At 68.9% G+C, this 25,125-nt stretch carries 24 protein-coding genes, 1 tRNA gene and 1 pseudogene; 18 read left to right on the forward strand and 8 right to left on the reverse strand.

Annotated features, from left to right (window positions below; genetic code table 11):
* Positions 1-94 precede the first annotated feature (94 nt).
* Genes ON41_RS12550 through ON41_RS12560 form a run of 3 tightly spaced genes read right to left on the reverse strand, consistent with a single transcriptional unit; the run spans position 95 to position 1,509 of the window.
* Entirely contained in the window at positions 95-709 is a 615-nt protein-coding gene (locus ON41_RS12550; protein WP_246461691.1) for a permease, read from the reverse strand.
* Between the two features lie 59 nt (positions 710-768).
* Positions 769-1,230, reverse strand: a complete 462-nt coding sequence (locus ON41_RS12555) for a peroxiredoxin (RefSeq protein WP_040747768.1) — start codon at positions 1,228-1,230, stop codon at positions 769-771.
* Positions 1,231-1,281: 51 nt separating this feature from the next.
* The gene (locus ON41_RS12560) at positions 1,282-1,509 is read right to left on the reverse strand and encodes a hypothetical protein (protein ID WP_246461690.1); all 228 of its coding nucleotides are present in this window, start codon (positions 1,507-1,509) and stop codon (positions 1,282-1,284) included.
* A gap of 217 nt (positions 1,510-1,726) precedes the next feature.
* Here ON41_RS12560 and ON41_RS12565 point away from each other — a divergent pair, with 217 nt between their 5' ends.
* The 11 genes from ON41_RS12565 to ON41_RS12615 all read left to right on the forward strand — a co-directional run bounded on the left by ON41_RS12565 (position 1,727) and on the right by ON41_RS12615 (position 13,160).
* The gene (locus tag ON41_RS12565) at positions 1,727-3,304 is read left to right on the forward strand and encodes an anthranilate synthase component I (protein WP_373281343.1); all 1,578 of its coding nucleotides are present in this window, start codon (positions 1,727-1,729) and stop codon (positions 3,302-3,304) included.
* A 167-nt stretch (positions 3,305-3,471) separates the two neighbouring features.
* A complete protein-coding gene (locus tag ON41_RS12570; protein ID WP_373281344.1) occupies positions 3,472-4,263 on the forward strand; it encodes a TIGR02234 family membrane protein in 792 nt (263 codons plus the stop codon).
* Positions 4,264-4,413: 150 nt separating this feature from the next.
* On the forward strand, positions 4,414-5,238 hold the full coding sequence (gene trpC, locus ON41_RS12575) for an indole-3-glycerol phosphate synthase TrpC (RefSeq protein WP_040747771.1): 825 nt from the start codon (positions 4,414-4,416) through the stop codon (positions 5,236-5,238).
* Positions 5,235-6,509, forward strand: coding sequence for a tryptophan synthase subunit beta (trpB, locus tag ON41_RS12580; RefSeq protein WP_040747772.1), 1,275 nt, complete (start codon positions 5,235-5,237; stop codon positions 6,507-6,509). The genes trpC and trpB overlap by 4 nt, the downstream gene beginning before the upstream one ends.
* Positions 6,506-7,297 carry a tryptophan synthase subunit alpha gene (gene trpA, locus ON41_RS12585; RefSeq protein WP_040747773.1) on the forward strand — a complete coding sequence of 264 codons (792 nt, stop codon included), beginning with the start codon at positions 6,506-6,508 and terminating at the stop codon, positions 7,295-7,297. Before trpB ends, trpA begins: the two co-directional genes overlap by 4 nt.
* 73 nt (positions 7,298-7,370) lie before the next feature.
* Positions 7,371-8,633 carry a prolipoprotein diacylglyceryl transferase gene (lgt, locus tag ON41_RS12590; protein ID WP_040747774.1) on the forward strand — a complete coding sequence of 421 codons (1,263 nt, stop codon included), beginning with the start codon at positions 7,371-7,373 and terminating at the stop codon, positions 8,631-8,633.
* A gap of 78 nt (positions 8,634-8,711) precedes the next feature.
* Entirely contained in the window at positions 8,712-9,173 is a 462-nt protein-coding gene (locus tag ON41_RS43415; RefSeq protein WP_040747775.1) for a TM2 domain-containing protein, read from the forward strand.
* Between the two features lie 81 nt (positions 9,174-9,254).
* On the forward strand, positions 9,255-10,043 hold the full coding sequence (locus tag ON41_RS12600; RefSeq protein ID WP_246829516.1) for a transporter substrate-binding domain-containing protein: 789 nt from the start codon (positions 9,255-9,257) through the stop codon (positions 10,041-10,043).
* 3 nt (positions 10,044-10,046) lie between these two features.
* Positions 10,047-10,715: an amino acid ABC transporter permease gene (locus ON41_RS12605; RefSeq protein ID WP_040747777.1), complete on the forward strand. Its 669-nt coding sequence runs from the start codon at positions 10,047-10,049 to the stop codon at positions 10,713-10,715.
* 104 nt (positions 10,716-10,819) lie between these two features.
* Entirely contained in the window at positions 10,820-12,241 is a 1,422-nt protein-coding gene (gene pyk / locus ON41_RS12610) for a pyruvate kinase (RefSeq protein WP_083905304.1), read from the forward strand.
* A gap of 1 nt (position 12,242) precedes the next feature.
* Positions 12,243-13,160 (forward strand): acyl-CoA thioesterase, encoded by a 918-nt coding sequence (locus ON41_RS12615; protein WP_051161310.1) that lies wholly within the window; start codon positions 12,243-12,245, stop codon positions 13,158-13,160.
* A gap of 152 nt (positions 13,161-13,312) precedes the next feature.
* Here the strand turns inward: ON41_RS12615 and ON41_RS12620 are convergent, their stop codons facing one another.
* From ON41_RS12620 to ON41_RS12635, 4 genes are all read right to left on the reverse strand, one after another.
* Positions 13,313-13,675, reverse strand: coding sequence for a hypothetical protein (locus ON41_RS12620; RefSeq protein ID WP_246829517.1), 363 nt, complete (start codon positions 13,673-13,675; stop codon positions 13,313-13,315).
* Positions 13,676-13,834: 159 nt separating this feature from the next.
* Positions 13,835-14,461 (reverse strand): arsenate reductase/protein-tyrosine-phosphatase family protein, encoded by a 627-nt coding sequence (locus ON41_RS12625; protein ID WP_040747780.1) that lies wholly within the window; start codon positions 14,459-14,461, stop codon positions 13,835-13,837.
* A gap of 121 nt (positions 14,462-14,582) precedes the next feature.
* Positions 14,583-15,095, reverse strand: coding sequence for a phenylacetaldoxime dehydratase family protein (locus ON41_RS12630; protein WP_040747781.1), 513 nt, complete (start codon positions 15,093-15,095; stop codon positions 14,583-14,585).
* A 173-nt stretch (positions 15,096-15,268) separates the two neighbouring features.
* A tRNA-Leu gene (locus ON41_RS12635) sits at positions 15,269-15,355 on the reverse strand.
* A 204-nt stretch (positions 15,356-15,559) separates the two neighbouring features.
* Between ON41_RS12635 and ON41_RS12640 the strand changes: the two genes are divergently transcribed.
* The 7 genes and pseudogenes from ON41_RS12640 to polA all read left to right on the forward strand — a co-directional run bounded on the left by ON41_RS12640 (position 15,560) and on the right by polA (position 24,579).
* Complete coding sequence (locus ON41_RS12640; RefSeq protein ID WP_040747782.1) at positions 15,560-16,186, forward strand: ANTAR domain-containing response regulator; 627 nt, start codon at positions 15,560-15,562, stop codon at positions 16,184-16,186.
* Between the two features lie 232 nt (positions 16,187-16,418).
* Complete coding sequence (locus ON41_RS12645; protein WP_051161312.1) at positions 16,419-17,651, forward strand: branched-chain amino acid ABC transporter substrate-binding protein; 1,233 nt, start codon at positions 16,419-16,421, stop codon at positions 17,649-17,651.
* 95 nt (positions 17,652-17,746) lie between these two features.
* Positions 17,747-18,784, forward strand: coding sequence for a branched-chain amino acid ABC transporter permease (locus ON41_RS12650; protein WP_040747784.1), 1,038 nt, complete (start codon positions 17,747-17,749; stop codon positions 18,782-18,784).
* Positions 18,781-20,016, forward strand: coding sequence for a branched-chain amino acid ABC transporter permease (locus ON41_RS12655; protein ID WP_040747785.1), 1,236 nt, complete (start codon positions 18,781-18,783; stop codon positions 20,014-20,016). Before ON41_RS12650 ends, ON41_RS12655 begins: the two co-directional genes overlap by 4 nt.
* A pseudogene (locus ON41_RS43025) lies at positions 20,013-21,050 on the forward strand (ABC transporter ATP-binding protein); the annotation flags it as partial. The gene ON41_RS12655 and the pseudogene ON41_RS43025, both read left to right, overlap by 4 nt.
* Positions 21,051-21,071: 21 nt before the next feature.
* Positions 21,072-21,767 carry an ABC transporter ATP-binding protein gene (locus ON41_RS43030; RefSeq protein WP_246462027.1) on the forward strand — a complete coding sequence of 232 codons (696 nt, stop codon included), beginning with the start codon at positions 21,072-21,074 and terminating at the stop codon, positions 21,765-21,767.
* Positions 21,768-21,834: 67 nt separating this feature from the next.
* Entirely contained in the window at positions 21,835-24,579 is a 2,745-nt protein-coding gene (gene polA, locus ON41_RS12665; protein WP_040747786.1) for a DNA polymerase I, read from the forward strand.
* A gap of 48 nt (positions 24,580-24,627) precedes the next feature.
* On the opposite strand, the gene ON41_RS38935 is transcribed toward polA, so the two are convergent.
* On the reverse strand, positions 24,628-24,960 hold the full coding sequence (locus ON41_RS38935; protein WP_157185442.1) for a four-helix bundle copper-binding protein: 333 nt from the start codon (positions 24,958-24,960) through the stop codon (positions 24,628-24,630).
* Positions 24,961-25,125 lie beyond the last annotated feature (165 nt).

Here is a 25,125-nt window from a genome sequence, read left to right on the forward strand (position 1 = left end):
CTTCAAATCAGTCACTGGCAGATATCAAGTTTGCCATGATTTCGCTCGATGGTCACGGCTGTAGTGCATGACGTGACACCTATCACGCGGCTCCTCAGTCCTGGGGAGGTGTCTCTCCGGACCTGTTCGTGCCGGTCGGCGGCGGCGCGGGGGTGGTTTCGACCGGTCCGGCCGGGGCGGGGCGCTTGGCGGCGCGACGGGTGCGGTACCGGCGGCGCAGCACCACGAAGACCAGCAGCAGGAACAGGGCGGCGGCGACGATGGCCGCGATCAGCGTGGCCCCGCGGAAGCCCGGGGCGTCCACGTCGAGGATGCGCTCGCCCGCGTGTGCGGCGGTGTTGCCGCCCAGCACGATGGTGAGCGTCATCAGGTTCGGTATCGCCGTGGCGATCGCCAGCACGGCCGCGGCGCCCGCGAGGAACCGGCCCGCGCGCCGCCGCCACATCAGCGCGGCGAACAGCAGCAGGAGCAGCGGGACCAGCGTGCAGACGAATCCGAGCGCCAGGCCGGACCAGATGCCCTTGGCGAAGCTGCCGTGCCCGGACATGGTCGCGATGCGCTGCGCCCACCAGCGCGGGATGAAGGCGGCGAGGATGAAGTAGGCGACCACGACCACCACGGCCACGGCCAGGAATGCGAGGATCCGGTTGCGCCAGACGATCGTCGTCGGTTTGGCGCCGGGCTGTTGCTCCACGCTCCGCGAAGTCATAGCGATAGCGTATGTGTCAGGCCCGGGATGAGGGAACGGCCCGAGCCCGGCGTTTCGGGTCAGCCCTTGCGGGCGCGCAGGAATTCCAGGGCGGTATCGGCGTGCACGTTCGCGCGTAGCTCGCCGGTGATCACCTTCAGGACCGTGCGGTCGGTGTCGATGACGAAGGTCTGGCGCTTGACGGGGGCCAGCTTGCCGAGCAGGCCGCGCTTGACGCCGAAGCGCTCGGCGACCGCGCCGTCCGCATCGGACAGCAGTGGGTAACCCAGCCGCTGCTTGTCGTCGAAGCCGGCCTGGGTGTCGACCGAATCGGTGCTGATGCCGACGCACGAGGCGCCGAGGGCGGCGAATTCGCCTGCGAGATCACGGAAGTGGCACGCCTCGGCGGTGCAGACCGGGGTGTTGGCGCCGGGGTAGAAGAACAGCACGAGCGGGCCGTCGGCCAGCAGTGCGTCGAGGGACCGGGAGATTCCGGCCTGGTCGGGGAGATCGAACTGCGGAGCGCGCTGGCCTTCCTTCATGGAATGCGACAGTACCGGGCACACCCGGGTGCCCGGTACCGCGCGCGGCGCTCAGACGCCCAGGAGCGCGGCCACTTCCGGATTCTTGACCGCCATGACGTCGAGGATGCCGTGGGCCTTCAGGAACGGCTTGAGTTCCCTGATGCGATCGGTGTGCTCGGCGTACTCGTCGGGAAAACGCGAGCGGTCGAGGTGTTCGATGGCCTTGACGTAGGTCACGAACGAGGCCAGCGCGTTGTACTTGTTCGGATTCTGGCCGCTGGAGTGGCCGAGATTCATCCGCGGGGGCTGGCCGGGGTGACTGCCCGGAATCGAAGGCGGACCTGCGTGCCGGGGACCCTCCGGTGCGACCGGCTGCGAGGGGTACATCTGTGTTGAACTCCTCTCGATAATGGGGGAAACCGCTGCGACGTGGAACGCCGCGAGTCTAGTGAGACCGATGGTGCTCGACTGTCCGTTAGGGGTAACGAATTCGCGTCTGTTCCGACCTGAAAAGATGGGGTCCATGCACGGTTCAGCCAACGATCGTCCGGGGACCACCGACACCACGACCCGTGCGCAGTTCCGCGCGCTCGCGGCCGAACACCGCGTGGTCCCGGTGACCCGGAAAGTGTTGGCCGACTCCGAGACTCCGCTGTCGGCCTATCGCAAGCTCGGCGCCGAACGGGCGGGAACGTTCCTGCTCGAGTCGGCGGAGAACGGGCGATCGTGGTCGCGATGGTCGTTCATCGGCGCGGGCAGCCCGGCCGCGCTGAGCGTGGTCGACGGGCAGGCCAGCTGGCTGGGCAACACCCCCGCCGGCGCCCCGTCCGGCAGTGATCCGCTGGTGGCGCTGCGTGACACGCTGGAGCTGCTGCGCACCGAGCGGCTGCCCGGTCTGCCGCCGCTGACCGGCGGCCTCGTCGGCTACCTGGGCTACGACGCCGTGCGCCGGATGGAGCGCCTGCCGGAGCTGACCGTCGACGATCTGCACGTGCCCGAGATGGTGATGCTGCTGGCCACCGACCTGGCCGCCTTCGACCACCACGAGGGCGCGATCACCCTGATCGCCAATGCCGTCAACTGGAACGGCACCGACGACCGCGTCGACGAGGCCTACGACGACGCGGTCGCCCGGCTGGACCGGATGACCGCCGCGCTGGCCGCCCCCGCCGAATCGACGGTCTCGGTCTTCGACCGGCCCGAACCGGACTACCGCCGCCAGTGCACCACCGAGGAGTTCGGCGCCGGGGTGCGCCGCCTGGTGAAGGAGATCGAGGCGGGCGAGGCGTTCCAGGTGGTGCTCTCGCAGCGCTTCGAGATGGACTACACCGGCAGCCCGCTGAATCTGTATCGGATGCTGCGGGCGTCGAATCCGAGCCCCTACATGTATCTGCTGAACGTCCCGGACGCCTCCGGCGAGACCGCGTTCTCGATCGTCGGCTCCAGCCCGGAGTCGCTGGTGACGGTGAAGGACGGCGTGGCCACCACGCATCCGATCGCCGGCACCCGGTGGCGCGGCGCCTCCGAGGAGGACGATCTGCTGCTGGAGAAGGACCTGCTGGCCGACGCCAAGGAGAACGCCGAGCACCTGATGCTCGTCGACCTCGGCCGCAACGATCTCGGCCGGGTCTGCGAGCCCGGATCGGTGCGCGTCACCGAGTACCGGCACGTGGAGCGCTACAGCCACGTGATGCACCTGGTGTCGACCGTGTCGGCGCGGCTCGCGCCCGGCAAGATCGCGCTCGACGCCGTGCGGGCGTGCTTCCCCGCCGGGACGCTGTCCGGCGCGCCCAAGGTGCGGGCGATGGAACTGATCGAGGAACTCGAGCGAACCCGCCGCGGCACCTACGCGGGTGTGGTCGGTTACCTCGACTTCGCCGGTGACGCCGATACCGCGATCGCCATCCGCACCGCACTGCTCAAGGACGGCACCGCCTACGTGCAGGCCGGGGCGGGCATCGTCGCCGACTCCGTGCCCGAATACGAGGACGACGAATCCCGCAACAAGGCGATGGCGGTCCTCAAGGCCATCGCCGCGGCCCGGACCGTCCGCGCCTTCACCCCCGATCGCCCCGGCGGTGCGGATCGATGAGCGCCCCGGAATCCGAACCGGTGCAACCCGATTCGCCCCCGCCCGAGGCGGGGGAAGAGAGGACGGGCACCGACGGGAGTCCCGCTGCGGCGGGCACCGACGGGAGTCCCGCTGCGGCGGGCACCGACAGGAGTCCCGGTGTGACGGGCACCGACAGGAGTCCCGGTGTGACGGGCACCGACGCGAGTCCCAGTGCGGCGGGCACCGAGACGAATGCGGCCGGTGCGGCGGGCACCGAGACGAATGCGGCCGGTGCGGCGACGACCGCTCCGGGTGGTGCGCCGCGACGGAAGTATCCGGTCGGCGCGGCAGTGCTGCTCGTGGTGGCCGCGGCGGGGTTGTGGGCCGCGTCACGGATGACGTGGGTGACGATCGTGTCGTCGGACGGGCTCACCGAACCGCGGACCAAGGAATTGAACGGCGGGCTGTGGTTCGGGGCGCTGACCCCGCTCGCGCTGGTGCTGCTGGCGGCCGTGGCCGCGGCGCTCGCCACCCGGGGCTGGCTGCGGCGGCTGGTCGGCGTGGTGGTGGCGGTCCTGGCCGCGATCGCCGCGGTGCCCGGATACGCGCTGCTCACCGGGCACACCAAGACCGCCGCACGGGCCGCGACACTGGCGGAACTGCCCGCCCGCGCCCAGGTGGACCAGATGACCACCGCCTCGTTCCCCGCCGTGCTGACCCTGATCTGCGCGGTGCTGGCCTTCGCCGCGGGCGTGCTGCTGGCCCGCATGCCGGAGACCACGGCACGGCTGTCCGGCAAGTACGACAACCCCGTCTTCCGGCGTGCCGCTGCGGCCGACCAGGTGGCCGCGGCACGAGCCGAGAAGGCAACGGCGGACGATCCCGCGAAACCGGCGTCCGGAACCGCCGCGACGGCCCCGGATCAGCTGTCGGAGAGAGTGCTGTGGGACGCTCTCGACGCGGGGACCGATCCCACCGACGACGAGCCGGGAAGGTGAGCATTATCCCCTTCGGGAGCGATGCGACGCAGAACACCCCGCCGTCGGTACCAGGAACATAGCCATTTACTCTTTATCAGCATCGGTGAGACAGCGCCTGGGGGGATTCTCAGGCAGCAAGTCCGTCTCCCCAGAAAGGATTCGAGCCAGATGACGGTACTCGACTCGATTCTCGACGGGGTCCGCGCGGATGTGGCCGCTCGGGAAGCCCTCCTGGATTTTCAGACGGTCAAGAAGGCCGCCGCCGACGCGCCGTCGCCGCGCAACGCGTTCGCCGCGTTGCATCAGGACGGTGTCGGCGTGATCGCCGAGGTCAAGCGGGCCAGCCCCTCCAAGGGCGAACTGGCCGACATCCCGGACCCGGCCAGCCTGGCCAAGGCCTACGAGGACGGCGGCGCGCGGGTCATCAGCGTGCTCACCGAGGGCCGCCGCTTCAACGGGTCGCTCGACGACCTGGACGCCGTCCGCGCGGTCGTCGACGTCCCGATCCTGCGCAAGGATTTCGTCGTCGGCCCGTACCAGATCCACGAGGCCCGCGCGCACGGCGCCGACGTGATCCTGCTGATCGTCGCGGCGCTGGAGCAGGACGTGCTGTCCTCGCTGATCGACCGCACCGAATCGCTGGGCATGACCGCGCTGGTCGAGGTGCACACCGAGGAGGAGGCCGACCGCGCGCTCGAGGCCGGCGCCTCGGTCATCGGCGTCAACGCCCGCAACCTCAAGACCCTCGAGGTGGACACCGACGTGTTCGCCCGCATCGCGCCCGGCCTGCCGACCGAGGTCATCCGGATCGCCGAATCGGGGATCAACGGCACCGCCGACCTGCTGGCCTACGCCGGTGCGGGCGCCGACGCGGTCCTGGTCGGCGAGAGCCTGGTGACCAGCGGCGATCCGCGCGCGGCCGTATCCGAGCTGGCGACCGCCGGCACCCACCCGTCCTGCCCGCGGCCGCTGCGCCGGGGTGCGGCTCGATGACCCGCACCCAGGAGCCCGGAACCGGGGACCTGCCGCAGGCCAGCGCCGGGGTCACCCAGCGCAGCCACGAGCCCGACCAGGGCGGCCACTTCGGCGCGTACGGCGGCCGCCACGTGCCCGAGGCGCTGATGGCGGTAATCGAGGAGGTCACCGCCGAATACGACAAGTGCCGGGTCGACCCGGACTTCCTCGCCGAACTCGACCGGCTGCAGCGCGACTACGCGGGGCGGCCCTCGCCGGTGTTCGAGTGCACCCGGCTGGCCGAGCACGCGGGCGGCGCGCGCATCCTGCTGAAGCGGGAAGACCTGAACCACACCGGTTCTCACAAGATCAACAATGTGCTGGGCCAGGCGCTGCTGGCCAAGCGGATGGGCAAGTCCCGGGTCATCGCCGAGACCGGCGCGGGCCAGCACGGCGTCGCCACCGCGACCGCGTGCGCGCTGCTCGGGCTCGAGTGCATCGTCTACATGGGCGCCGTCGACACCGCCCGCCAGGCGCTCAACGTCGCTCGCATGCGGCTGCTCGGCGCCGAGGTGGTGTCGGTGACGACCGGCTCGCAGACGCTCAAGGACGCCATCAACGAGGCGCTGCGCGACTGGGTCACCCACGCCGACGACACGTACTACTGCTTCGGCACCGCCGCTGGGCCGCACCCGTTCCCGCTGCTCGTGCGCGACTTCCAGCGCGTGATCGGGCTGGAGGCGCGCGCCCAGGTGCTGGACCGGACGGGCCGGCTGCCCGACGCCGTCACCGCCTGTGTCGGCGGCGGATCCAACGCGATCGGCATCTTCCACGCCTTCATCGACGATCCCGGCGTCCGGCTGATCGGTTACGAGGCGGCGGGCGACGGCGTCGAGACCGGACGGCACGCGGCCACCTTCACCGGGGGCACGCCCGGCGCGTTCCAGGGCGCCTACTCGTACCTGCTGCAGGACGAGGACGGCCAGACCATCGAATCGCATTCCATCTCCGCGGGCCTGGACTATCCCGGCGTCGGCCCCGAGCACGCCTTCCTGAAGGACCTCGGCCGCGCCGAGTACCGCCCGATCACCGACACCGAGGCGATGGACGCGCTGCTGCTGCTGTCGCGCACCGAGGGCATCATCCCGGCCATCGAATCGGCGCACGCGGTCGCGGGCGCGCTGCAACTGGGCCGCGAATTGGGCGAGGGCGCAATCATTCTGGTGAGCCTGTCCGGCCGCGGCGACAAAGATATGGATACCGCCGCCCGCTGGTTCGGGCTGTTCGACGAGCCGGAGGAGCAGCAGTGAGTCGCCTGGGCAGCACCTTCGCCGACTGCCGCGCCGAGGGCCGGGCCGCCCTGGTCGGGTACCTGCCCGCGGGCTATCCGGATCTCGCCGGGTCCATCGCGGCGTGCACGGCGATGGTCGAATCCGGCTGCGACATCATCGAAGTCGGCATCGCCTACTCCGATCCGGTGATGGACGGCCCCACCATCCAGGCGGCCGCCGAACAGGCCCTGCGGGGCGGCGTGCGGGTGCGCGACGTCTTCTCCGTGGTCGAGGCGATCAGCGCCGCGGGCGGCAAGGCCGTGGTCATGACCTACTGGAATCCGGTGCTGCAGTACGGCGTCGACCGTTTCGCCCGCGATCTGGCCGGCGCCGGCGGGCTCGGGCTCATCACGCCGAATCTGATCCCAGAGGAGGCGGGGGAGTGGTTCGCCGCCTCCGACGCCCACGATCTGGATCGCATCTTCCTGGTCGCGCCGTCCTCGACCGAGGAGCGGCTCGTCAAGACGCTCGAGGCCACCCGCGGATTCGTCTACGCCGCCTCCACCATGGGCGTGACGGGCGCGCGCGACGCGGTGTCCTCGATGGCGCCCGAGCTGTGCGCGCGGGTGCGCACCCACTCCGATATCCCGATCGGCGTCGGTCTCGGCGTCCGCAGCGGCGCGCAGGCCGCCGAAATCGCCTCGTACGCCGACGGAGTCATCGTCGGCTCGGCTCTGGTCTCCGCGGCCGGCGAGGGCCTGGACCACGTCCGCGCGCTCACCGCCGAACTCGCCGAGGGCGTGCGCTCGGCTCCGGTCGCCTCCTGATCCGGCCGGACACGAGTAGTGCGCCGATGACCGCGACGACGGCTCACGCGGCGCGTTCCGTTACGGTGGGCGCGTGACTTTTCCAGTCCTGGCAGACACTGTTGGCGCGCAGGCGGCGGTGCTGGCCGCGATTCCCAGTCCGTCCCGCGGGGTGTGGTACATCGGCGGATTCCCGCTGCGGGCCTACGCGCTGTGCATCATCGTCGGCATCGTCGTCGCCATCTGGTGGGGTGAGCGGCGCTGGCGCGAGCGCGGCGGGCAGCCCGGCGCGGTGCTCGACGTCGCCATGTTCGCGGTGCCGTTCGGCCTGATCGGCGGGCGGCTCTACCACGTCGCCACCGACTGGCAGAAGTACTTCGGCGCGGGCGGCCACGCGCTGAACGCGCTGAAGATCTGGGAGGGCGGCCTCGGCATCTGGGGCGCGGTCTTCCTCGGCGGCGTCGGCGCCTGGATCGGCTGCCGGGTGTACCGAATCCCGTTGCCCGCCTTGGGCGATGCCATCGCCCCCGCGATCCTGCTGGCGCAGGCGATCGGCCGTCTCGGCAACTACTTCAACCAGGAACTCTACGGCCGCGCCACGGACAAGCCGTGGGGCCTGGAGATCTACCTGCGCTTCGACACCGACGGCCGGCTGGACATGATGAACGGCGTCTCCACCGGCGTGGTGGAGAAGATCGTGCAGCCCACCTTCCTCTACGAGCTGGTGTGGAACGTGCTCGGCGTGCTGGCGCTGGTGTGGCTGGACAAGCGCTACCGCATCGGCCACGGCCGGTTGTTCGCGCTGTACGTGGCCGTCTACTGCTTCGGCCGGTTCTGGGTGGAGCTGCTGCGCGACGACGAGGCCACCCACGTGTTCGGCGTCCGCATCAACTCCTTCACCTCGGCGCTCGTATTCCTGTGCGCCATCGCGTATTTCCTCCTCGCGACCCGCGGCCGCGAGACCGCCGCGCAACTGGAGCCCGGCGCCCCCCGCCCCTGGCCCTGGCAGTTCGGCGCTCTCCGCCGCGCCGCCGCCGAAGCGGAGACCGCACCCGTGGCGGCCACCGTTGCCACGGCGGAAGGTGAATCGGCCGCGGAAGGTGAATCGGTGGCGGAAGGTGAATCGGCCGCGGAAGGTGATTCGGTGGCGGACGACGACTCCGCGGCGAACGATGACTCCGCCGATTCCGAGGAGACCGCGGAATCCGCTGACGAGCAGGCTTCCGATTCCGACGGTGACAAGCCCGAATCCGCCGAGACCCGCAACGATTCCGCCGCCGACGGCGATAACCCGGTGGATGCCGCCAACTCCGGGACGTCCGGCGCGGCGAAATCGCCGGAGTCGGGCAAGAATTGACCCCGGCCGCCGCGCACGTGCGGCGGTACGGAGAGACCGGGTGGTCGAGACGAGCCCGGAAACGCTAGGAGGATTCGAGTGACCGACCCCTACCAGCAGCAGCCGGGCTACGGGCCGCAGTACGGCGCGCCCGGCACCGGGCCGGGCATGGGGCAGCCGATGGGCCAGCAGCCCATGGACGCATACGGCCAGCCCAATCCCTACGGGCAGCCGCAATACGGACAGCAGCCCTACGGTCAGCCCGGCGGCTACCCGCCCGGCCCGTACGGCCCCCCGGACCCGGAGGCCCCCTTCGGCCGCAACATGTACGGCGAGCCGTACTCGGACAAGTCGAAGATGGTCGCGGGCCTGCTGCAGATCTTCCTCGGCGGCTTCGGGGTCGGCCGCTTCTACCTCGGCTATCCGGGCATGGCCGTCGGGCAGATCGCTGTCACGTGGCTGACCTGCGGCATCGGGGGTATCTGGCCGCTCATCGACGGGATCATGATCCTCACCGGCAAGGTCCGCGACCAGTACGGACGGCCGCTGCAGGAGAACTGAGCGGCGTTCGGCTCGCCGTGCGCGTAATCGTTTGCGGGCGTTGCCGCATGTCGTAGGCTGTTGCGGTTCTGTGTGTCGTGCGTGAGCACCCCTCGCGCCCACCCGAGAGGTACGCCATTGCGCCGCAAGCTGTTCGCCGCCGTGCTAGCCGTCGCCGCCGCCACCGGGCTCCTCGCCGGCTGTAGCAGCAGTGACCCGAACACGCTGAAGGTCGGCACCGAGGGCACCTACGCGCCGTTCAGCTTCCAGGGACCGGACGGCACGCTCACCGGCTACGACGTCGAGGTGATGCAGGCGGTCGCCGGCAAGCTCGGCAAGAAGGTCGAATTCGTGCAGACCCCGTGGGACTCGATCTTCGCGGGGCTGGAGTCCAAGCGTTTCGACCTGGTCGCCAACCAGGTGACGGTCAATCCGGAGCGAGAGCAGAAGTACGCGCTGTCCCAGCCGTACACCACCTCCGACGGCGTGATCGTCACCCGGTCCGGCGGCGGCGCGGCGACGCTCGCCGATCTCAACGGCAAGGTCTGCGCGCAGTCCTCGACCAGCAACTGGAGCAAGGTCGCCGCCGGCGCCGGTTGCAAGGTCGAGGCGGTCGAGGGCTTCGTGCAGGCCATCCAGCTGCTCAAGAACGGCCGCGTCGACGCCACCGTGAACGACACCCTCGCCGTCGGCGAGTACACCAAGAAGACCGGCGACTCGGGGGTCGCGGTGTCCGGCCGCACCGGCGAGACCAGCCACCAAGCGTTCGCCGCTCGCAAGGATTCCGGGCAGCTGATCACCGACGTGAACGGGGCTCTGGACGCGCTGCGCGCCGACGGCACGCTGGCGAAGATCTCCGACAAGTACTTCGGAACCGACGTCAGCAAGTAGCGCATGGACTCCGCCACCTGGGAGCTGATCCGCCACAACCTCGGGCCCATGCTCACGGCGACGGTCACCAAGACGTTGCCGCTCACCGCGATCAGCTTCGCCGTCGGCCTGGTGCTGGCGCTGTTCGTCGCGCTCGCGCGGATGTCGGCCCACCGGCCGGTCTCGGCGCTCGCGCGGTTCTACATCTCGATCATCCGCGGCACGCCGCTGCTGGTGCAGCTGTTCATCGTGTTCTACGCACTGCCGCAGCTGAATATCGTGATCGACCCGTTCCCGGCCGCGGTGATCGCGTTCAGCCTCAACGTGGGCGGCTACGCGGCCGAGGTGATCCGCGCGGCGATCCTGTCGGTCGCCGAGGGACAGTGGGAGGCCTCGCAGGCCCTCGGGCTGTCCCAGGTGCAGACCCTGAGTTCGATCATCCTGCCGCAGGCCGCGCGCATCGCCGTGCCGCCGCTGTCGAATACGCTCATCTCGCTGGTGAAGGACACCTCGCTGGCGTCGACCATCCTGGTAACCGAATTGTTGCGGACGGCCCAGCTGGCGGCCGCTCCGACCTTCGATTTCTTCGCCCTCTACGGAGTCGCGGCGATCTACTACTGGGTAATCTGCCTGATCCTCGGATTCGCGCAAACACGCTTGGAAACCCGCCTTGCACGGCATGTCGCCAGGTGATTCCGGTCCTATAGGTCAAGTGACCGGGATCATAGGTTCGCACTATTGATAGCGAAGGGTATGCCCAGTAAGCGCAGCGTCTGCGGCAGGGCTAGGCTCGTGTCGTGATGCGACGAACAAAAATTGTTTGCACCCTCGGGCCGGCTACCGCCTCCGAGGACCGGATTCGCGAACTTGTCGAAAGCGGCATGGACGTGGCCCGGTTGAACTTCAGCCATGGCGAACACTCCGATCACGCTGAGAACTACCAGAAGGTCCGCAAGGCCGCCGATCAATTGGGCCGTGCCGTAGGCATTCTCGCGGACCTGCAGGGACCGAAGATCCGGCTCGGCCGGTTCCTGGAGGGCAAGACCACGTGGGCGACCGGTGAGGAGGTGCGCATCACCGTCGAGGACGTGGAGGGCACCCACGACCGCGTCTCCACCACCTACAAGCAACTGGCCGAGGACGCCAAGGCCGGCGACCGCCTGCTCGTCGACGACGGCAAGGTCGGGCTGACCGTGGTTCGCGTCGACGGGCCCGACGTGGTCTGCCGCGTCACCGAGGGCGGCCCGGTCTCCAACAACAAGGGCGTCTCGCTGCCCGGTATGGACGTGTCGGTTCCGGCGCTGTCGACCAAGGACATCGAGGACCTGGAATTCGCGCTGAAGCTCGGCGTCGACTTCATCGCGCTGTCGTTCGTGCGCTCGCCGTCGGACGTGGAACTGGTGCACGACATCATGGATCGCGTCGGCCGCCGCGTGCCGGTCATCGGCAAGCTGGAGAAGCCCGAGGCGATCGACAACCTCGAGGCCATCGTGCTGGCCTTCGACGCGATCATGGTCGCCCGCGGCGATCTGGGCGTCGAGCTGCCGCTCGAGCAGGTGCCGCTGGTGCAGAAGCGGTCCATCCAGATGGCCAGGGAGAACGCCAAACCCGTCATCGTCGCGACCCAGATGCTGGAGTCGATGATCGGCAACTCCCGCCCCACCCGCGCCGAGGCGTCCGATGTCGCCAACGCCGTCCTCGACGGCGCCGACGCGGTGATGCTGTCCGGCGAGACCTCGGTCGGCCAGTACCCGATCGAGACGGTCCGCACCATGGCCCGCATCGTGCACGCGGTGGAGTCGGAGTCCTCGGCGCAGGTGCCGCCGCTGACGCACGTGCCGCGGACCAAGCGCGGCGTCATCTCGTACGCCGCGCGCGATATCGGCGAGCGGCTGAATGCCAAGGCGCTGGTGGCGTTCACGCAGTCCGGTGACACGGTGCGCCGCCTGGCCCGCCTGCACACCACGCTGCCGCTGCTGGCGTTCACCCCGCTGCCGGAGGTGCGCAGCCAGCTGGCGCTCACCTGGGGCGTGGAGACGTTCATCGTGCCGACCGTGCGCACCACCGACGAGATGATCGGCCAGGTCGACAAGGAGCTGCTGTCGCTCAACCGGTACGCCAAGGGCGATCTGGTGGTGATCGTGGCCGGATCACCGCCTGGCACAATCGGTTCCACCAACCTCATCCACGTACACAGGATCGGCGAGGAGGACCACTGAGGTGAATGCGTCGCTGGGCGAATCGGCCGACACGGGTACGAGCGACCTACAGGTGCTGCTCGGGCTGCTCGATCTGGAGCAGACCGGCGAGGACACCTTCCTCGGACAGCATCCGGAGAAGGTGTGGAGCCGGACCTTCGGCGGGCAGCTGGTGGCGCAGGCCATCGTCGCGGCCGGCCGCACGGTGGCCACCGACCCGGCCCGGCCGCAACGCCCGGTGCACGCGATCAACGCCCACTTCGTGCGCGGCGGCGACGTGAAGCAACCGATCGAGTACCGGGTGGAACGCCACCGTGACGGCCGCTCCTTCGCGAACCGGACGGTCACCGCCTACCAGGGCGACCAGGAGCTGTTCGTCATGCTGGCGGCGTTCCAGGACTCGGCCAAGGGCCTCGAGCACGCGGCCCCGCAGCCGCAGGTCCCCGATCCGGACGAACTGCCGCGCGTCGAGGAGTCCTTCGCGGGCCTCGAGGACCGGCTGCAGATGTTCGTCCAGGCGCCGCACCCGATCGATATGCGCTACACCAACGATCCGGCCTGGGTCCTCAAGGGGACCGGCGGCACCCTCGACTACAACCGGGTCTGGATGCGCGCCGACGGCGAGCTGCCCGACGATCCGCTGATCCACGTTGCGGCACTGGGCTATTCGTCGGACACCACGGTGCTCGACTCGATCATCACCACGCACGGCCTGTCCTGGGGTTTCGACCGCATCGTCGCGGCGACGGTGAACCACTCCATCTGGTTCCACCGCCCCTTCAAATTCGACGACTGGGCCCTCTACGCGACCCAGTCCCCGGTCGCCGCCGGCTCCCGCGGCCTGGCCACCGGCCACTTCTATTCGCGCGCGGGGGAACTCCTGGCCACGGTCGTCCAGGAGGGCGTCATCCGCCACTTCCCCCCGCGCCCCCGCACCTGACTCCCCGCCACCTCCCGGCGTCCGAGCCGATCCACGTCCCGGCGTGTGGCACACCTGCTTTCTCCGGTGTGGCACACCTGCTTTCCCCGGTGTGGCACACCTACTTTCCCCGGTGTGGCACACCTACTTTCCCGGCACGCTTTTGGCCGGGATCAAATAAGCTCCCGATTCTCTTCCAGATCGAAGCTCTCGCGCTGTAAGGCGTGGATGGAGTAGGGGACGGCGTCCTCGTCCGAAATGCTCAGCATCAGTTGCTGTTCCAGGGCGGTCAGGTTGGCCTCGGTGAGGAGTTTGCGGTCACCGACCAGGCTGAGCGCGATCTCGTAGGTGCGGCGGTCGCCCGGGTCCTCGCCGGGATGGTCCAGGAGCCACTGGGTTTCGAGCAGGGCGTGCGCGGAGTGGTCGGCGTCCACCGGAAGGGTGAAGCGCCAAGCGAACACGTCGCTCTCGCCCACATGGTCGTCGACCACGCGGCGCACGGTTCGCACGACGCGGTCGAGAGTTTCGGGTGTCACATAAACATGGAGCGAAACATCCGAAATGCGTTTCGGCATGCTGAGTTCCTGTTCTAGTGTCGAACCGTCGGCGGCGAAAGTATCCGGCGGGGAGTGTAGTCCCTGAATGCCGGAAATGGGGAGGACGCGTCCGCGCCGGGCGTTTCCGCACCCGATCGTTCAGGCGTGCCGGCCGATTCGGGTGGCATCCACATACGGTGGCGTATCGTTCCGCCCGCCCGGTAACAGGACCAGCCGCGGCCGTCCGCGCTCGTCGGTTCCTCGCCCGCGGTGGACGTGCAATGCCAGCAGCAGCGGCACCAGCGCCTCGGCGATCCGATCCCCGGCCTCGCAGTACTTCTGGGCCGACAGTCCCACCGGATCGGGAATGTTCTCGCGCCCGACGAGCGCGAGATCGTCACGGGCGCGGTCGATGTCGGGAATGGTGCGCGCCCCGCTCACCTTGGCGATGCGGTGCGCCTCGAGCAGCGTGAACGTCCGCCGGGCGGCCGCGGGGACCAGCGCGGTGACCTCGTCGCGGATCTGCTCGGTCATGGCCAGCACCAGATCCGCGGCCTCGACCCTGGGCGTCGTCAGCTTGCGCGCCTTGAACCCCCGCGGATCCGCGCCCAGCCCGGTGATCGTGTCGGCGGCGATCGGATCCACGCCGAACCCGACCAGCGCGCGCGTACCGGCGCTCTCGGCGGTCAGATCGGTGAGACCGTGCTCGGCGGCGACGGCGCGTGTGAGGCGCTCGGCGATCACCGATCGGCACACATTGCCGTTGCAGACGAACAGGACGTGCATGGAAAGTACGGTAGAGCGCCGCGAACAGGACCAATAGTACGCAAAGTCCGAAATCCGCTTATTTCGTCAGATGTTCATCCCGGCGTCGCGACCGTTCGCCACCCCTACATCGAAAATAATCTCATTCGGAATTTTCCCGGTAATAGATCTGCTCCGGAACCACCGGGGCCACCTTCGGGTCCTCCTCGTGCACCCGCCCCCGCGCGGAGAACAGGCGCCCGCGCATGGGCACGGTAGGGGCTACGCGGGCCAGCCCGGTCGCGGGGCTCATATCGTCGTACATGGTGTCGATGCCGCCGCGCAGGAAGTACGCCTCGTGCCAGAAGCCGGTGCCGCCCGAATCGCGCAGGAAGCGCTGCCACCACTGCCGATGCGGGTCGGAGCGGGTCCAGCGCTCCAGGCTGTCGAGGTCGCGCCAGTACTGCCGGGCGCCCCAGTGCGGCGGGAACAGCGACCAGACGATGTCCTCGTGCAGCAGCAGCCCGTCGGGCCGGTCCCGGTGCGAGCGATACAGTTTCGGGCCCAGCCCGAGCAGCCGGAGAATTCCCCTAGGGGTACGCACCCGCATCCCGAGGTAGATGACCACCAGATCCGGATACCCGGACAGGTCGGTCGTCAGTCGATTCACCCGCATGCGCAAACCTCCGCTCGGTACGGGCCGTGCCGTCGTCTCAGGGGTAGTACGAGGCGGAGGGCGAAACCGGTTCGATCGGCAATCCCGCCGCATCCGCCCGGACCGAGCGCGACGAATGCAATTACACACCGGAGTCGATGCGAGGCAATTGGATTCGGGCGGAAATACCCGGATGGTGCCGAGTGTGGGACTCGAACCCACACGTCCGTGAGGACAACGGTTTTTGAGACCGTCGCGTCTGCCAGTTCCGCCAACTCGGCGCACCGGGGAGAAATGATAGCGGGTGCGCCCCCCGTTGACCGAATCGGTGGGATCGTGGCCGGGCTCTCGCTGGGTAGATGGGTTCTGTGCGAGGTTGAACGGTACGCTTTAGGGCACTCGCGGCGTGTGCCGGTCCGGACAAAGGGTGGGCGGACGGGCGCGCGTGTCGGGTATTTGGCATCGGAATCACGAGGGGTCTATCTATGGGAACGACAGCAGGGGGCGCGGGCGCGAAGAAGGATGCGACGACCGCCGCCAAGCGGGTGGTTGTGGCCGAGGATGAGGCGCTCATCCGGATGGACCTGGTCGAAATGCTCTCCGAAGAGGGCTATCAGGTGGTGGGTGAGGCGGGTGACGGCCAGCAGGCGGTCGACCTGGCCGAGGAGTTGCGCCCGGATCTGGTGATCATGGACGTCAAGATGCCGCGTCGCGACGGCATCGACGCGGCGGCCGAGATCGCCACGAAACGCGTTGCGCCGGTGGTGATTCTGACCGCGTTCAGCCAGCGCGACCTGGTGGAGCGGGCACGCGACGCGGGGGCGATGGCGTACCTGGTCAAGCCGTTCACCAAATCGGATCTGGTGCCGGCCATCGAGCTGGCGGCCAGCCGCTTCCACGAGATCACCGCGCTGGAGGGCGAGGTGGCGAACCTCTCGGAGCGGCTGGAGACGCGCAAGCTGGTCGAGCGGGCCAAGGGGGTGCTGATGCAGACCCAGGGCCTGTCCGAACCGCAGGCGTTCAAGTGGATTCAGCGCACGGCGATGGACCGGCGTACCACGATGAAAGCCGTTGCCGAGGTGGTGCTGGAGAACCTCGCACCGAAGTCCTGATATCGAAGTCCGCGCACCGCGGGCGGGAGACCGCCCGCGGCCGGATTGCGGGGAATTAACGCCACCGAAACACGCCCCTATAAATACTGGGGATCGAAGTCATGCAAATGACTCGAATGTGATGCAGAGCTAACCTGACGCCGCTATGTTCTGACCGGGGCCGATGAGGTCGGCCCGCCTCGGCGACCCCGGGGATCAGCAGGACATGATGAGGTGGATCGTGCTTGGTTCAATGACGCGAAGGACCACACGCAGTCGTGTGGCTCGCGGCGCGCTGGTGATCGGAGCCGCGGCCGTGCTCGCGGTCGCTGGGTGCAGCAGCAAGTCGACGGACAACGGTTCCGGAGAGGGAACGGGCGGGGGACTCACGATCGCCCCGCTGGTGCAGGTCGACAGCCAGGGCAAGGAAGTGCCGTCGGCGGACACCTCCACGGCCGCCGATCCCGCCGGGGACGGGAAATCGACCTGCGCCCCCGAGACGTCGATCGCCATGGCGGGCCCGCTGACCGGCCCCAACGCCAATCTCGGCCTGAATATCATCCGCGGCGTCAAGCTCGCGCTGGACAAGCACAACAAGGCCAATGCCGGCTGCCAGGTGAAACTCAAGGAGTTCGACACCGAGGGCAATCCGCAGAAGGCCAGCCAGGTGATCGACAAGATCCTCGGCGACCAGTCGATCGTCGCCCTGATCGGCCCGACGTTCTCGGGTGAGACCAAGGCGACCGGCCAGCGGATCAGCGATACCGGTCTGCTGTCGCTGACCCCGTCGGCCACCAATGTCGACCTCACCAAGAACGGCTGGAAGACCTTCTTCCGCGGGCTGGGCAACGACGGCATCCAGGGCCCGGCGGTCGCGAAATACCTGCAGGGCACCGGAAAGTACAACAAGATCTGCGTCGCCCAGGACAACACCGATTACGGCACCGGCCTGGCCAAGTCGCTGACCGAGACGCTCGGCGCGAGCGCCGACCCGAGCTGCGCGGTGAGTGTCAAGGAGGGCGACAAGGACTTCTCCGCCGCGGTCTCGAAGCTCGCGTCCGCCAAGCCCGACGCCATCTTCTACGCCGGCTACTACGCCGAGGCCGCCCCGTTCGTGCAGCAGCTGCGCTCCGGCGGCGTGACGGCGACCTTCATCTCCGACGACGGGACCAAGGACGTCGAATTCGTCAAGCAGGCCGGTAACGCGTCCAAGGACGCGCTGCTCTCGTGCCCGTGCGGCCCGGCGCCCGATCAGTTCGCCGCCGATTACAAGGCGCTGAACGGATTCGACGCGGGCACCTACTCCACCGAGGGCTACGACCTCACCACGATCGTGCTGAAGGGCATCGCCCAGGGCAAGGTGTCGCGCCCGGATCTGGTGGAGTTCGCACGGTCCTACGACGGTCAGGGTGTGGCCCGGCATTACAAGTGGGATGCCACCGGAGAATTGTCGAACGCCTTGATCTGGATGTATCAGGTCAAGTAGGGGTCTCACGACGAAACAGCGCGCGCCGGTCTGCCGATGGTTGAGTACGACGCAACCAACCGGCGCGCGCTGCTTTCCTGACAGCGGAAGTAACAATGAGGGCATCAGCAGTTGCCGATGCGACCCTGCTTGCCAACGGGTCCATCGATTTCAATGTCTCGGGCGTCGTCGACCAGTTCTGGCGGCTCACCGTGGACGGTCTGACATACGGTTCGATCTACGCACTGGTAGCGGTCGGGTACACGCTGGTTTTCGGCGTACTGCTGCTGATCAATTTCGCGCATTCGGAAATATTCATGCTGGGCATGTTCGGCCAGCTGGTCGGTTTGATGCTGCTCGGATTCACCGCCAGCGGTGACATCTATTCGCAGGGCACCGTACTGACCGTCGTCTATCTGGGGGTGGCCACCGTCATCGGCGCATTGGTGTCGGGCGGGGCGGCCGTCGGGCTGGAACGGGTGGCGTACCGGCCGCTGCGGCGGCGCGGCGCCAAGCGGCTGATCTTCCTGATCACCGCCATCGGCATGTCGTTCGTGCTGCAGGAGTTCGTGCACTACGTGCTGCCGAAGATCGATCCCGATCTCGGCGGCACCAACGCCCAGCAGCCGATCATCCTGGTCAAACCCGTCGACGAATTCCATCTCTTCGACGCCGCGATCACCAATGTGGCGCTGGTGATCGTCGTGGCGGCGGTGGCGCTGGCCGTGATCACCGACGTGGTCATCAACCGGACGAGGTTCGGCCGCGGCATCCGCGCGGTGGCCCAGGACCCCGATACCGCGACGCTGATGGGTGTGTCGCGGGAGCGGGTCATCATGCTGACCTTCCTCATCGGCGGCCTGCTCGCGGGCGCCGCCGCACTGCTGTACACGCTCAAGATTCCCAACGGCATCATCTATTCGGGCGGATTCATCCTGGGCATCAAGGCATTCAGCGCCGCGGTGCTCGGCGGCATCGGCAATCTGCGCGGCGCGCTGCTGGGCGGGCTGCTGCTGGGCCTGGCGGAGAACTACGGCCAGATCCTGTTCGGCACCGAATGGCGCGACGTGGTCGCGTTCGTCCTGCTGGTGGTCGTGCTGATGGTCCGGCCGACCGGCATTCTGGGCGAGAGCCTGGGGAGGGCCCGCGCATGAGTACGACCACCGAGACCCCGCCGCGGACGCGGCCCCGGCACGGCGTGGGCGACGCCATCCGCACCTGGTGGGACGGGCTGTCGCGCCAGATGCAGTGGGCGGTCGGCATTCCCGTGCTCCTGGTGCTCGCGCTGCTGCCGCTGTTCCCGCCGCCGCTGCTGGACACCCCGGGCACCAGCTTCGGCGGTGTCATGGCCCAGTTCGCCATGTACGCGCTGATCGCCATCGGGCTGAATGTCGTTGTGGGACAGGCGGGTCTGCTGGATCTGGGGTACGTCGGCTTCTATGCCGTCGGCGCCTATTCGGTGGGCCTGCTCACCAGCCCCAACAGCCCGTGGAACCAGACCGCGGGCGGATTCCTCAGCCCGAAATGGGCGTGGCTGGCGTGCGTGCCGATCGCGATCGTGCTGACCGCGGTCTCCGGCCTGATCCTGGGCACGCCGACGCTGCGGCTGCGCGGCGACTACCTCGCGATCGTGACCCTCGGATTCGGCGAGATCGTGCGGCTGCTGGCCGACAACCTCGGCGACATCACCAACGGCAGCCTGGGCCTCGCGGGGATCGCGTATCCGCGCCTGGGCGAATCGGAGGCGCACCCCACCGGCTACTTCTCCTCCGGCAACCTCGGCGATTCGCATTCGTGGAATCCCCTGGACCGCGCCAACTCCGGCACCTGGTGGTTCTGGATCGGCATGGCGCTGGTGGTCGTGGTGCTGCTCGTGGTCGGCAATCTGGAGCGCAGCCGGGTCGGGCGGTCCTGGGTGGCGATCCGCGAGGACGAGGACGCCGCGGAGATGATGGGCGTGCCGACGTTCAAGTTCAAGCTCTGGGCCTTCACCATCGGCGCCGCCATCGGCGGGCTGTCCGGCGCGCTGTACGCGGGGCAGGTCCAGTTCATCAACCCCACCGGATTCAACATCATCAACTCGATGCTGTTCCTGTGCGCGGTCGTGCTCGGCGGGCAGGGCAACAAGCTGGGCGTGATCGTGGGCGCCTTCCTGATCGTCTACCTGCCCAACCGGCTGATGTCGGTGAATGTGGGCGGGCAGTCGCTGGGCGACTACAAATATCTGTTCTTCGGACTCACTCTGGTGGTGGTGATGATCTTCCGTCCGCAGGGCTTGTTCCCGGTGCGGCAGAAACTGCTCGCGTACGGACGGCAGGTGTACCAGGCGGTGCGGCGGCCCGCCGCGCCACCGGATGCGGCCGAGGCGGCGGGAGCGGCCCGATGACCGGTCCGGGCGCGGGCGGCGCGCTGTTCGACAACGAGGATATGGCCGCGGGCTACGCCGAGACGCCGGAGACCGCCCCCAGCGCGGGCGTGGTCGACGTCGCCGACGTGCTGCCGGAGCTGGCCGACGCCGAGGCCGTCGCCGAGGTGGTGGCCCCGACCCGGGAGATCGAGACCGAGGTCGGCGCGGCGCTGCTCCGCACCGAGAGCCTGACCATGCGATTCGGCGGCCTGACCGCCCTCGACGACGTGAGTTTCGAGATCCGCCGCGGCGAGATCCTCGGGCTCATCGGCCCCAACGGCGCCGGCAAGACCACCTGCTTCAACGCGATCACCGGGGTGTACCGGCCGTCGGCGGGCCGGGTGTTCTTCGACGGCCGCCCGCTGACCAAGACCAAGCGCAACGAGATCACCCGGCTCGGCATCGCCCGCACCTTCCAGAACATCCGGCTGTTCGGGGAGATGACGGCGCTGGAGAACGTGGTGGTCGGCACCGACGCGCGGCACCGGACGTCGGTGCCGGGGGCCGTCTTTCGCACCGCGCGGCACCGGCGCGAGGAACGCGACGCCATCGAGCGCGGTATGGCGCTGCTGGAATTCGTCGGCATCGCCCCGCGGGCGGTGGAGAAGGCGCGCAACCTCTCCTACGGCGATCAGCGCAGGCTGGAGATCGCGCGGGCGCTGGCGACCGAGCCGAAACTGCTGTGCCTGGACGAGCCGGCCGCCGGATTCAATCCGAGCGAGAAGTCGGCGCTCATGGATCTCATCCGCAAGATCCGCGACGACGGCTTCACCGTGCTGCTCATCGAGCACGATATGCGGCTGGTGATGGGCGTGACCGATCGCATCGTGGTGCTGGAGTTCGGGCGCAAGATCGCCGACGGGCTGCCGGAGGAGATCCGCGACGATCCCGCGGTGATCGCGGCGTATCTCGGCGTGCCCGACGACGAGGTCGAGGACGCGGTGGCGGACGTGCGCGCCGCCGCCCCGGGACCGGCGCCGGTCGCCGACGCGGCGCCGGCATCGGATGGCGAACCGCTGCTCGTGGTCGAGGACATGCGGGTGAACTACGGCAGAATCCAAGCGCTGCACGGTATCTCGCTCGAGGTGGCGCAGGGGGAGCTGGTGACTTTGCTCGGCGCCAACGGCGCGGGGAAGACCACCACCATGCGCGCGCTGTCGGGGCTGCTGCCGCTCACCGGCGGCCGGATCCTGTTCGAGGGCAAGGACATCACCCGGATGAAGGCGCACGAGCGGGTGGTGGCGGGCCTGATCCAGGCGCCGGAGGGCCGGGGCGTCTTCCCCGGGATGACGGTGCAGGAGAACCTCGACATGGGCTGCCACGCCCGGCCGTTCAAGCAGCGGGCGGAGTACGACCGGACGCTGGCGTGGGTGTTCGAGCTGTTCCCGCGCCTGGCCGAGCGGCGTAAACAGGTGGGCGGCACGCTGTCCGGCGGCGAGCAGCAGATGCTCGCCATCGCCCGCGCGCTGATGGCCCGGCCGCGGCTGCTGCTGCTCGACGAGCCGTCGATGGGCCTCGCGCCGATGGTGATCAAGCAGATCTTCCGGATCATCGGCGAGATCAACGCGCAGGGCACCACCGTCCTGCTGGTCGAGCAGAACGCCCAGCAGGCCCTGACCCGCAGCGACCGCGCCTACATCCTCGAGACCGGCGAGGTCACCAAGACGGGCGCGGGCCGCGAACTGCTGACCGATCCGGCGGTGAAGTCGGCGTATCTGGGAGTGGCGTAGGACGAAGTGTGTCCTACGTCATGCCCCGTGCCCGCCCTTGTCGGTGGTTGTACATAGACTCGGGGCCGTGACTCCAGCGACCACCGATCAGCGCCCCAGCAGTGTGTCCGCCGCGACCCCGACCGCCGCGGGGGAGCGGCCCACACTGCTGTTGCTGGACGGGCACTCGCTGGCCTACCGCGCGTTCTACGCGCTGCCCGCGGAGAACTTCAAAACCGTCACGGGGCAGACCACCAACGCGGTCTACGGCTTCACCGCCATGCTCATCAACCTGCTGCGCGACGAGAAGCCCACGCACGTCGCGGCCGCGTTCGACGTCAGCCGCAAGACCTTCCGCACCGAGGCCTACCCGGAGTACAAGGCCAACCGCATCACCACGCCCGACGAGTTCCGCGGCCAGATCGAGGTCACCCAGGAGGTGCTGGGCGCGCTCGGCATCCCGGTCATGGCGCTCGAGGGCTACGAGGCCGACGACATCATCGCCACCCTCACCACGCAGGCGGTCCCCGAGGGCTTCCGCGTCCTGATCGTCACGGGCGACCGCGACGCGCTGCAACTGGTGAATCCCGATGTCACCGTGCTGTATCCGAAGAAGGGCGTCTCCGAGCTCACCCGGTTCACCCCGGAGGCGGTGGAGGAGAAGTACGGCCTCACCCCCGCGCAGTACCCGGATTTCGCGGCCCTGCGCGGCGACCCGAGCGACAACCTGCCGGGCATCCCGGGCGTGGGCGAGAAGACGGCCACCAAGTGGGTCCGCGAATTCGGCGACCTCACCACCCTGGTCGACCGGGTCGACGAGGTGAAGGGCAAGGTCGGTGACGCGTTGCGCGCCAACCTGTCCAGCGTCGTCCTCAACCGTCAGCTCACCGAGATGGTCAAGGACGTCCCGCTGCCCTACACCCCGGACCAGCTGGCCAAACAGCCGTGGGACCGCGACCGCATCCACCGCCTGTTCGACGACCTCGAGTTCCGGGTCCTGCGCGACCGCCTGTTCGAGACGCTGGCCCCGCCGGAGCCGGAGGCCGAGGGCGGATTCGAGATCAGCGGCGGCGCGATCGACCCCGGCGCGGCGGCCGACTGGCTCGCCGAGCACGCGAAATCCGGTGCGCGCCACGGCATCTCGATCGTCGGCACGGGCACCCCGGTGAACGGCGACGTGAAGGCGATCGCGATCTCGGCCGCCGACGGCGAGGGCGGCTATTTCGATGTCGTCGGCCTCACCCCCGAGGACGAGGCCGCCCTGGGAACGTGGCTGGCCGATCCGGCCACCGCGAAGGCCGTGCACGAGGCCAAGGCCGCCAAGCACGCGCTGCGGGCGCGCGGCTGGACCCTCGGCGGTCTCACCAGCGACACCGCGCTCGCGGCCTATCTGGTCCGTCCCGGCCAGCGCACCTTCAACCTCGACGACCTGTCGCTGCGCTATCTGTCGCGCGAGCTGCGGGTGGAGTCGGACGGCGAGTCCCAGCTGTCGCTGCTCGACGACGAGGACCAGGTCGACGCCGAACTCGCCCAGGCCGAGATCCTGCGCGCCCGCGCGGTTTCGGATCTGGCCGCGGCGTTCGACGCCGAACTCGAGGGCATCGAATCCACCCGCCTGCTCACCGAGATGGAGCTGCCCCTGCTGGCCGTCCTGGCCGACCTCGAGGAGGCCGGCATCGCGGTCGACGTGGACGAGTTGCAGGAGCTGCAGAAGCAGTTCGCCGACCGGGTCAGCGAGGCCGCCGAGGCCGCCTACGAGGTGATCGGCAAGCAGATCAACCTGGGCTCCCCGAAGCAGTTGCAGGTGGTGCTGTTCGACGAGCTGGACATGCCGAAGACCAAGCGCACCAAGACCGGCTACACCACCGACGCCGACGCGCTCGAGTCGCTGTTCGAGAAGACCCAGCATCCGTTCCTGGAACATCTGCTGGCCCACCGCGACGCCACCCGCCTGAAGGTGACCGTGGACGGCCTGCTGAAGTCGGTCGCCGACGACGGCCGCATCCACACCACGTTCAACCAGACCATCGCCGCCACCGGACGCCTGTCGTCCACCGAGCCGAACCTGCAGAACATCCCGATCCGCACCGACACCGGCCGCCGCATCCGCGACACCTTCGTCGTCGGCCCGGGCTACGAATCGCTGATGACCGCCGACTACAGCCAGATCGAGATGCGGATCATGGCGCACCTGTCCAAGGACGCCGGGCTCATCGAGGCGTTCAACTCGGGAGAGGACCTGCACACCTTCGTCGCCTCCAAGGCGTTCGACATCCCCCTCACCGACGTGCACCCGGAGATGCGCCGCCGCATCAAGGCCATGTCCTACGGCCTGGCGTACGGGTTGTCGGCCTACGGCCTGTCGCAGCAGCTGAAGATCAGCGCCGAGGAGGCGAAGGCCCAGATGGAGGTGTACTTCAGCCGCTTCGGCGCCATCCGCGACTACCTGCACGACGCCGTCGACCAGGCCCGCAAGGTCGGCTACACCGAGACCCTGTTCGGCCGCCGCCGCTACCTGCCCGACCTGGATTCCAGTAACCGCCAGCGTCGCGAGGCCGCCGAGCGGATGGCCCTCAACGCCCCCATCCAGGGCACCGCCGCCGACATCATCAAGGTCGCGATGATCAACGTGCAGAACGTGATTCGCGACGCCGGCCTGCGCTCCCGGATGCTGTTGCAGATCCACGACGAACTCGTCTTCGAGGTGGCCGCCGGCGAGCGGGAGTCCCTGGAGGCCCTGGCCCGCGAGCACATGTCCGCGGCCATCGATCTCTCGGTCCCCCTCGAGGTCTCCGTCGGCGTAGGCCGCAGCTGGGACGCAGCCGCCCACTGACCAGCCCGCCACGGTCAGCGCCGCCCAGCCCGCCACGGTCCGGCTCTGTCAGCCCGCTACGGTTTCCGTGAGGGCTAGGCATGCCGCGGCCGTCGAGCGGGCGACCGTGGCGCAGGCGGTCTCGCCCAGGCGGTCGCAGCGTTCGGCGGTGTCGGTGCAGACCCGGGCGGTCAGCTCGCACTGCCGCGCGGCCCATTCGGAGCCGCGGTCGAGCAGATCGCCGGTGAGGCGGCACAGGTCCGCGCAGTCGCGCAGGGTGTCGATGTGATGGGCGGTGGCGTGCTCGCCGCCGCGGTCCAGCGACTCGCGGATCTGGTGGGCGCAGCGGCGGTGACATCCGAGCAGGTGATTGATCGCACTCTGGACGATCGGGTCGGTCATCGGTACCTCCTCGCCGAGCGCCGGCGGGATGCCGGTCCGGACGATGCGTGGCCCGCGCACCGGGGCACGAACTCGAGCGTGACACATCCGGGCGGGCGTCGCGTGGTTTTCCAATTGTTTGCTGACGGCGCAATAGAAGTCTCGAGCTGCAACGACCGCCTCTGC

Origin of the sequence: Nocardia transvalensis NBRC 15921 (assembly GCF_000308875.1) — a bacterium.
Lineage (GTDB): Bacteria > Actinomycetota > Actinomycetes > Mycobacteriales > Mycobacteriaceae > Nocardia > Nocardia transvalensis.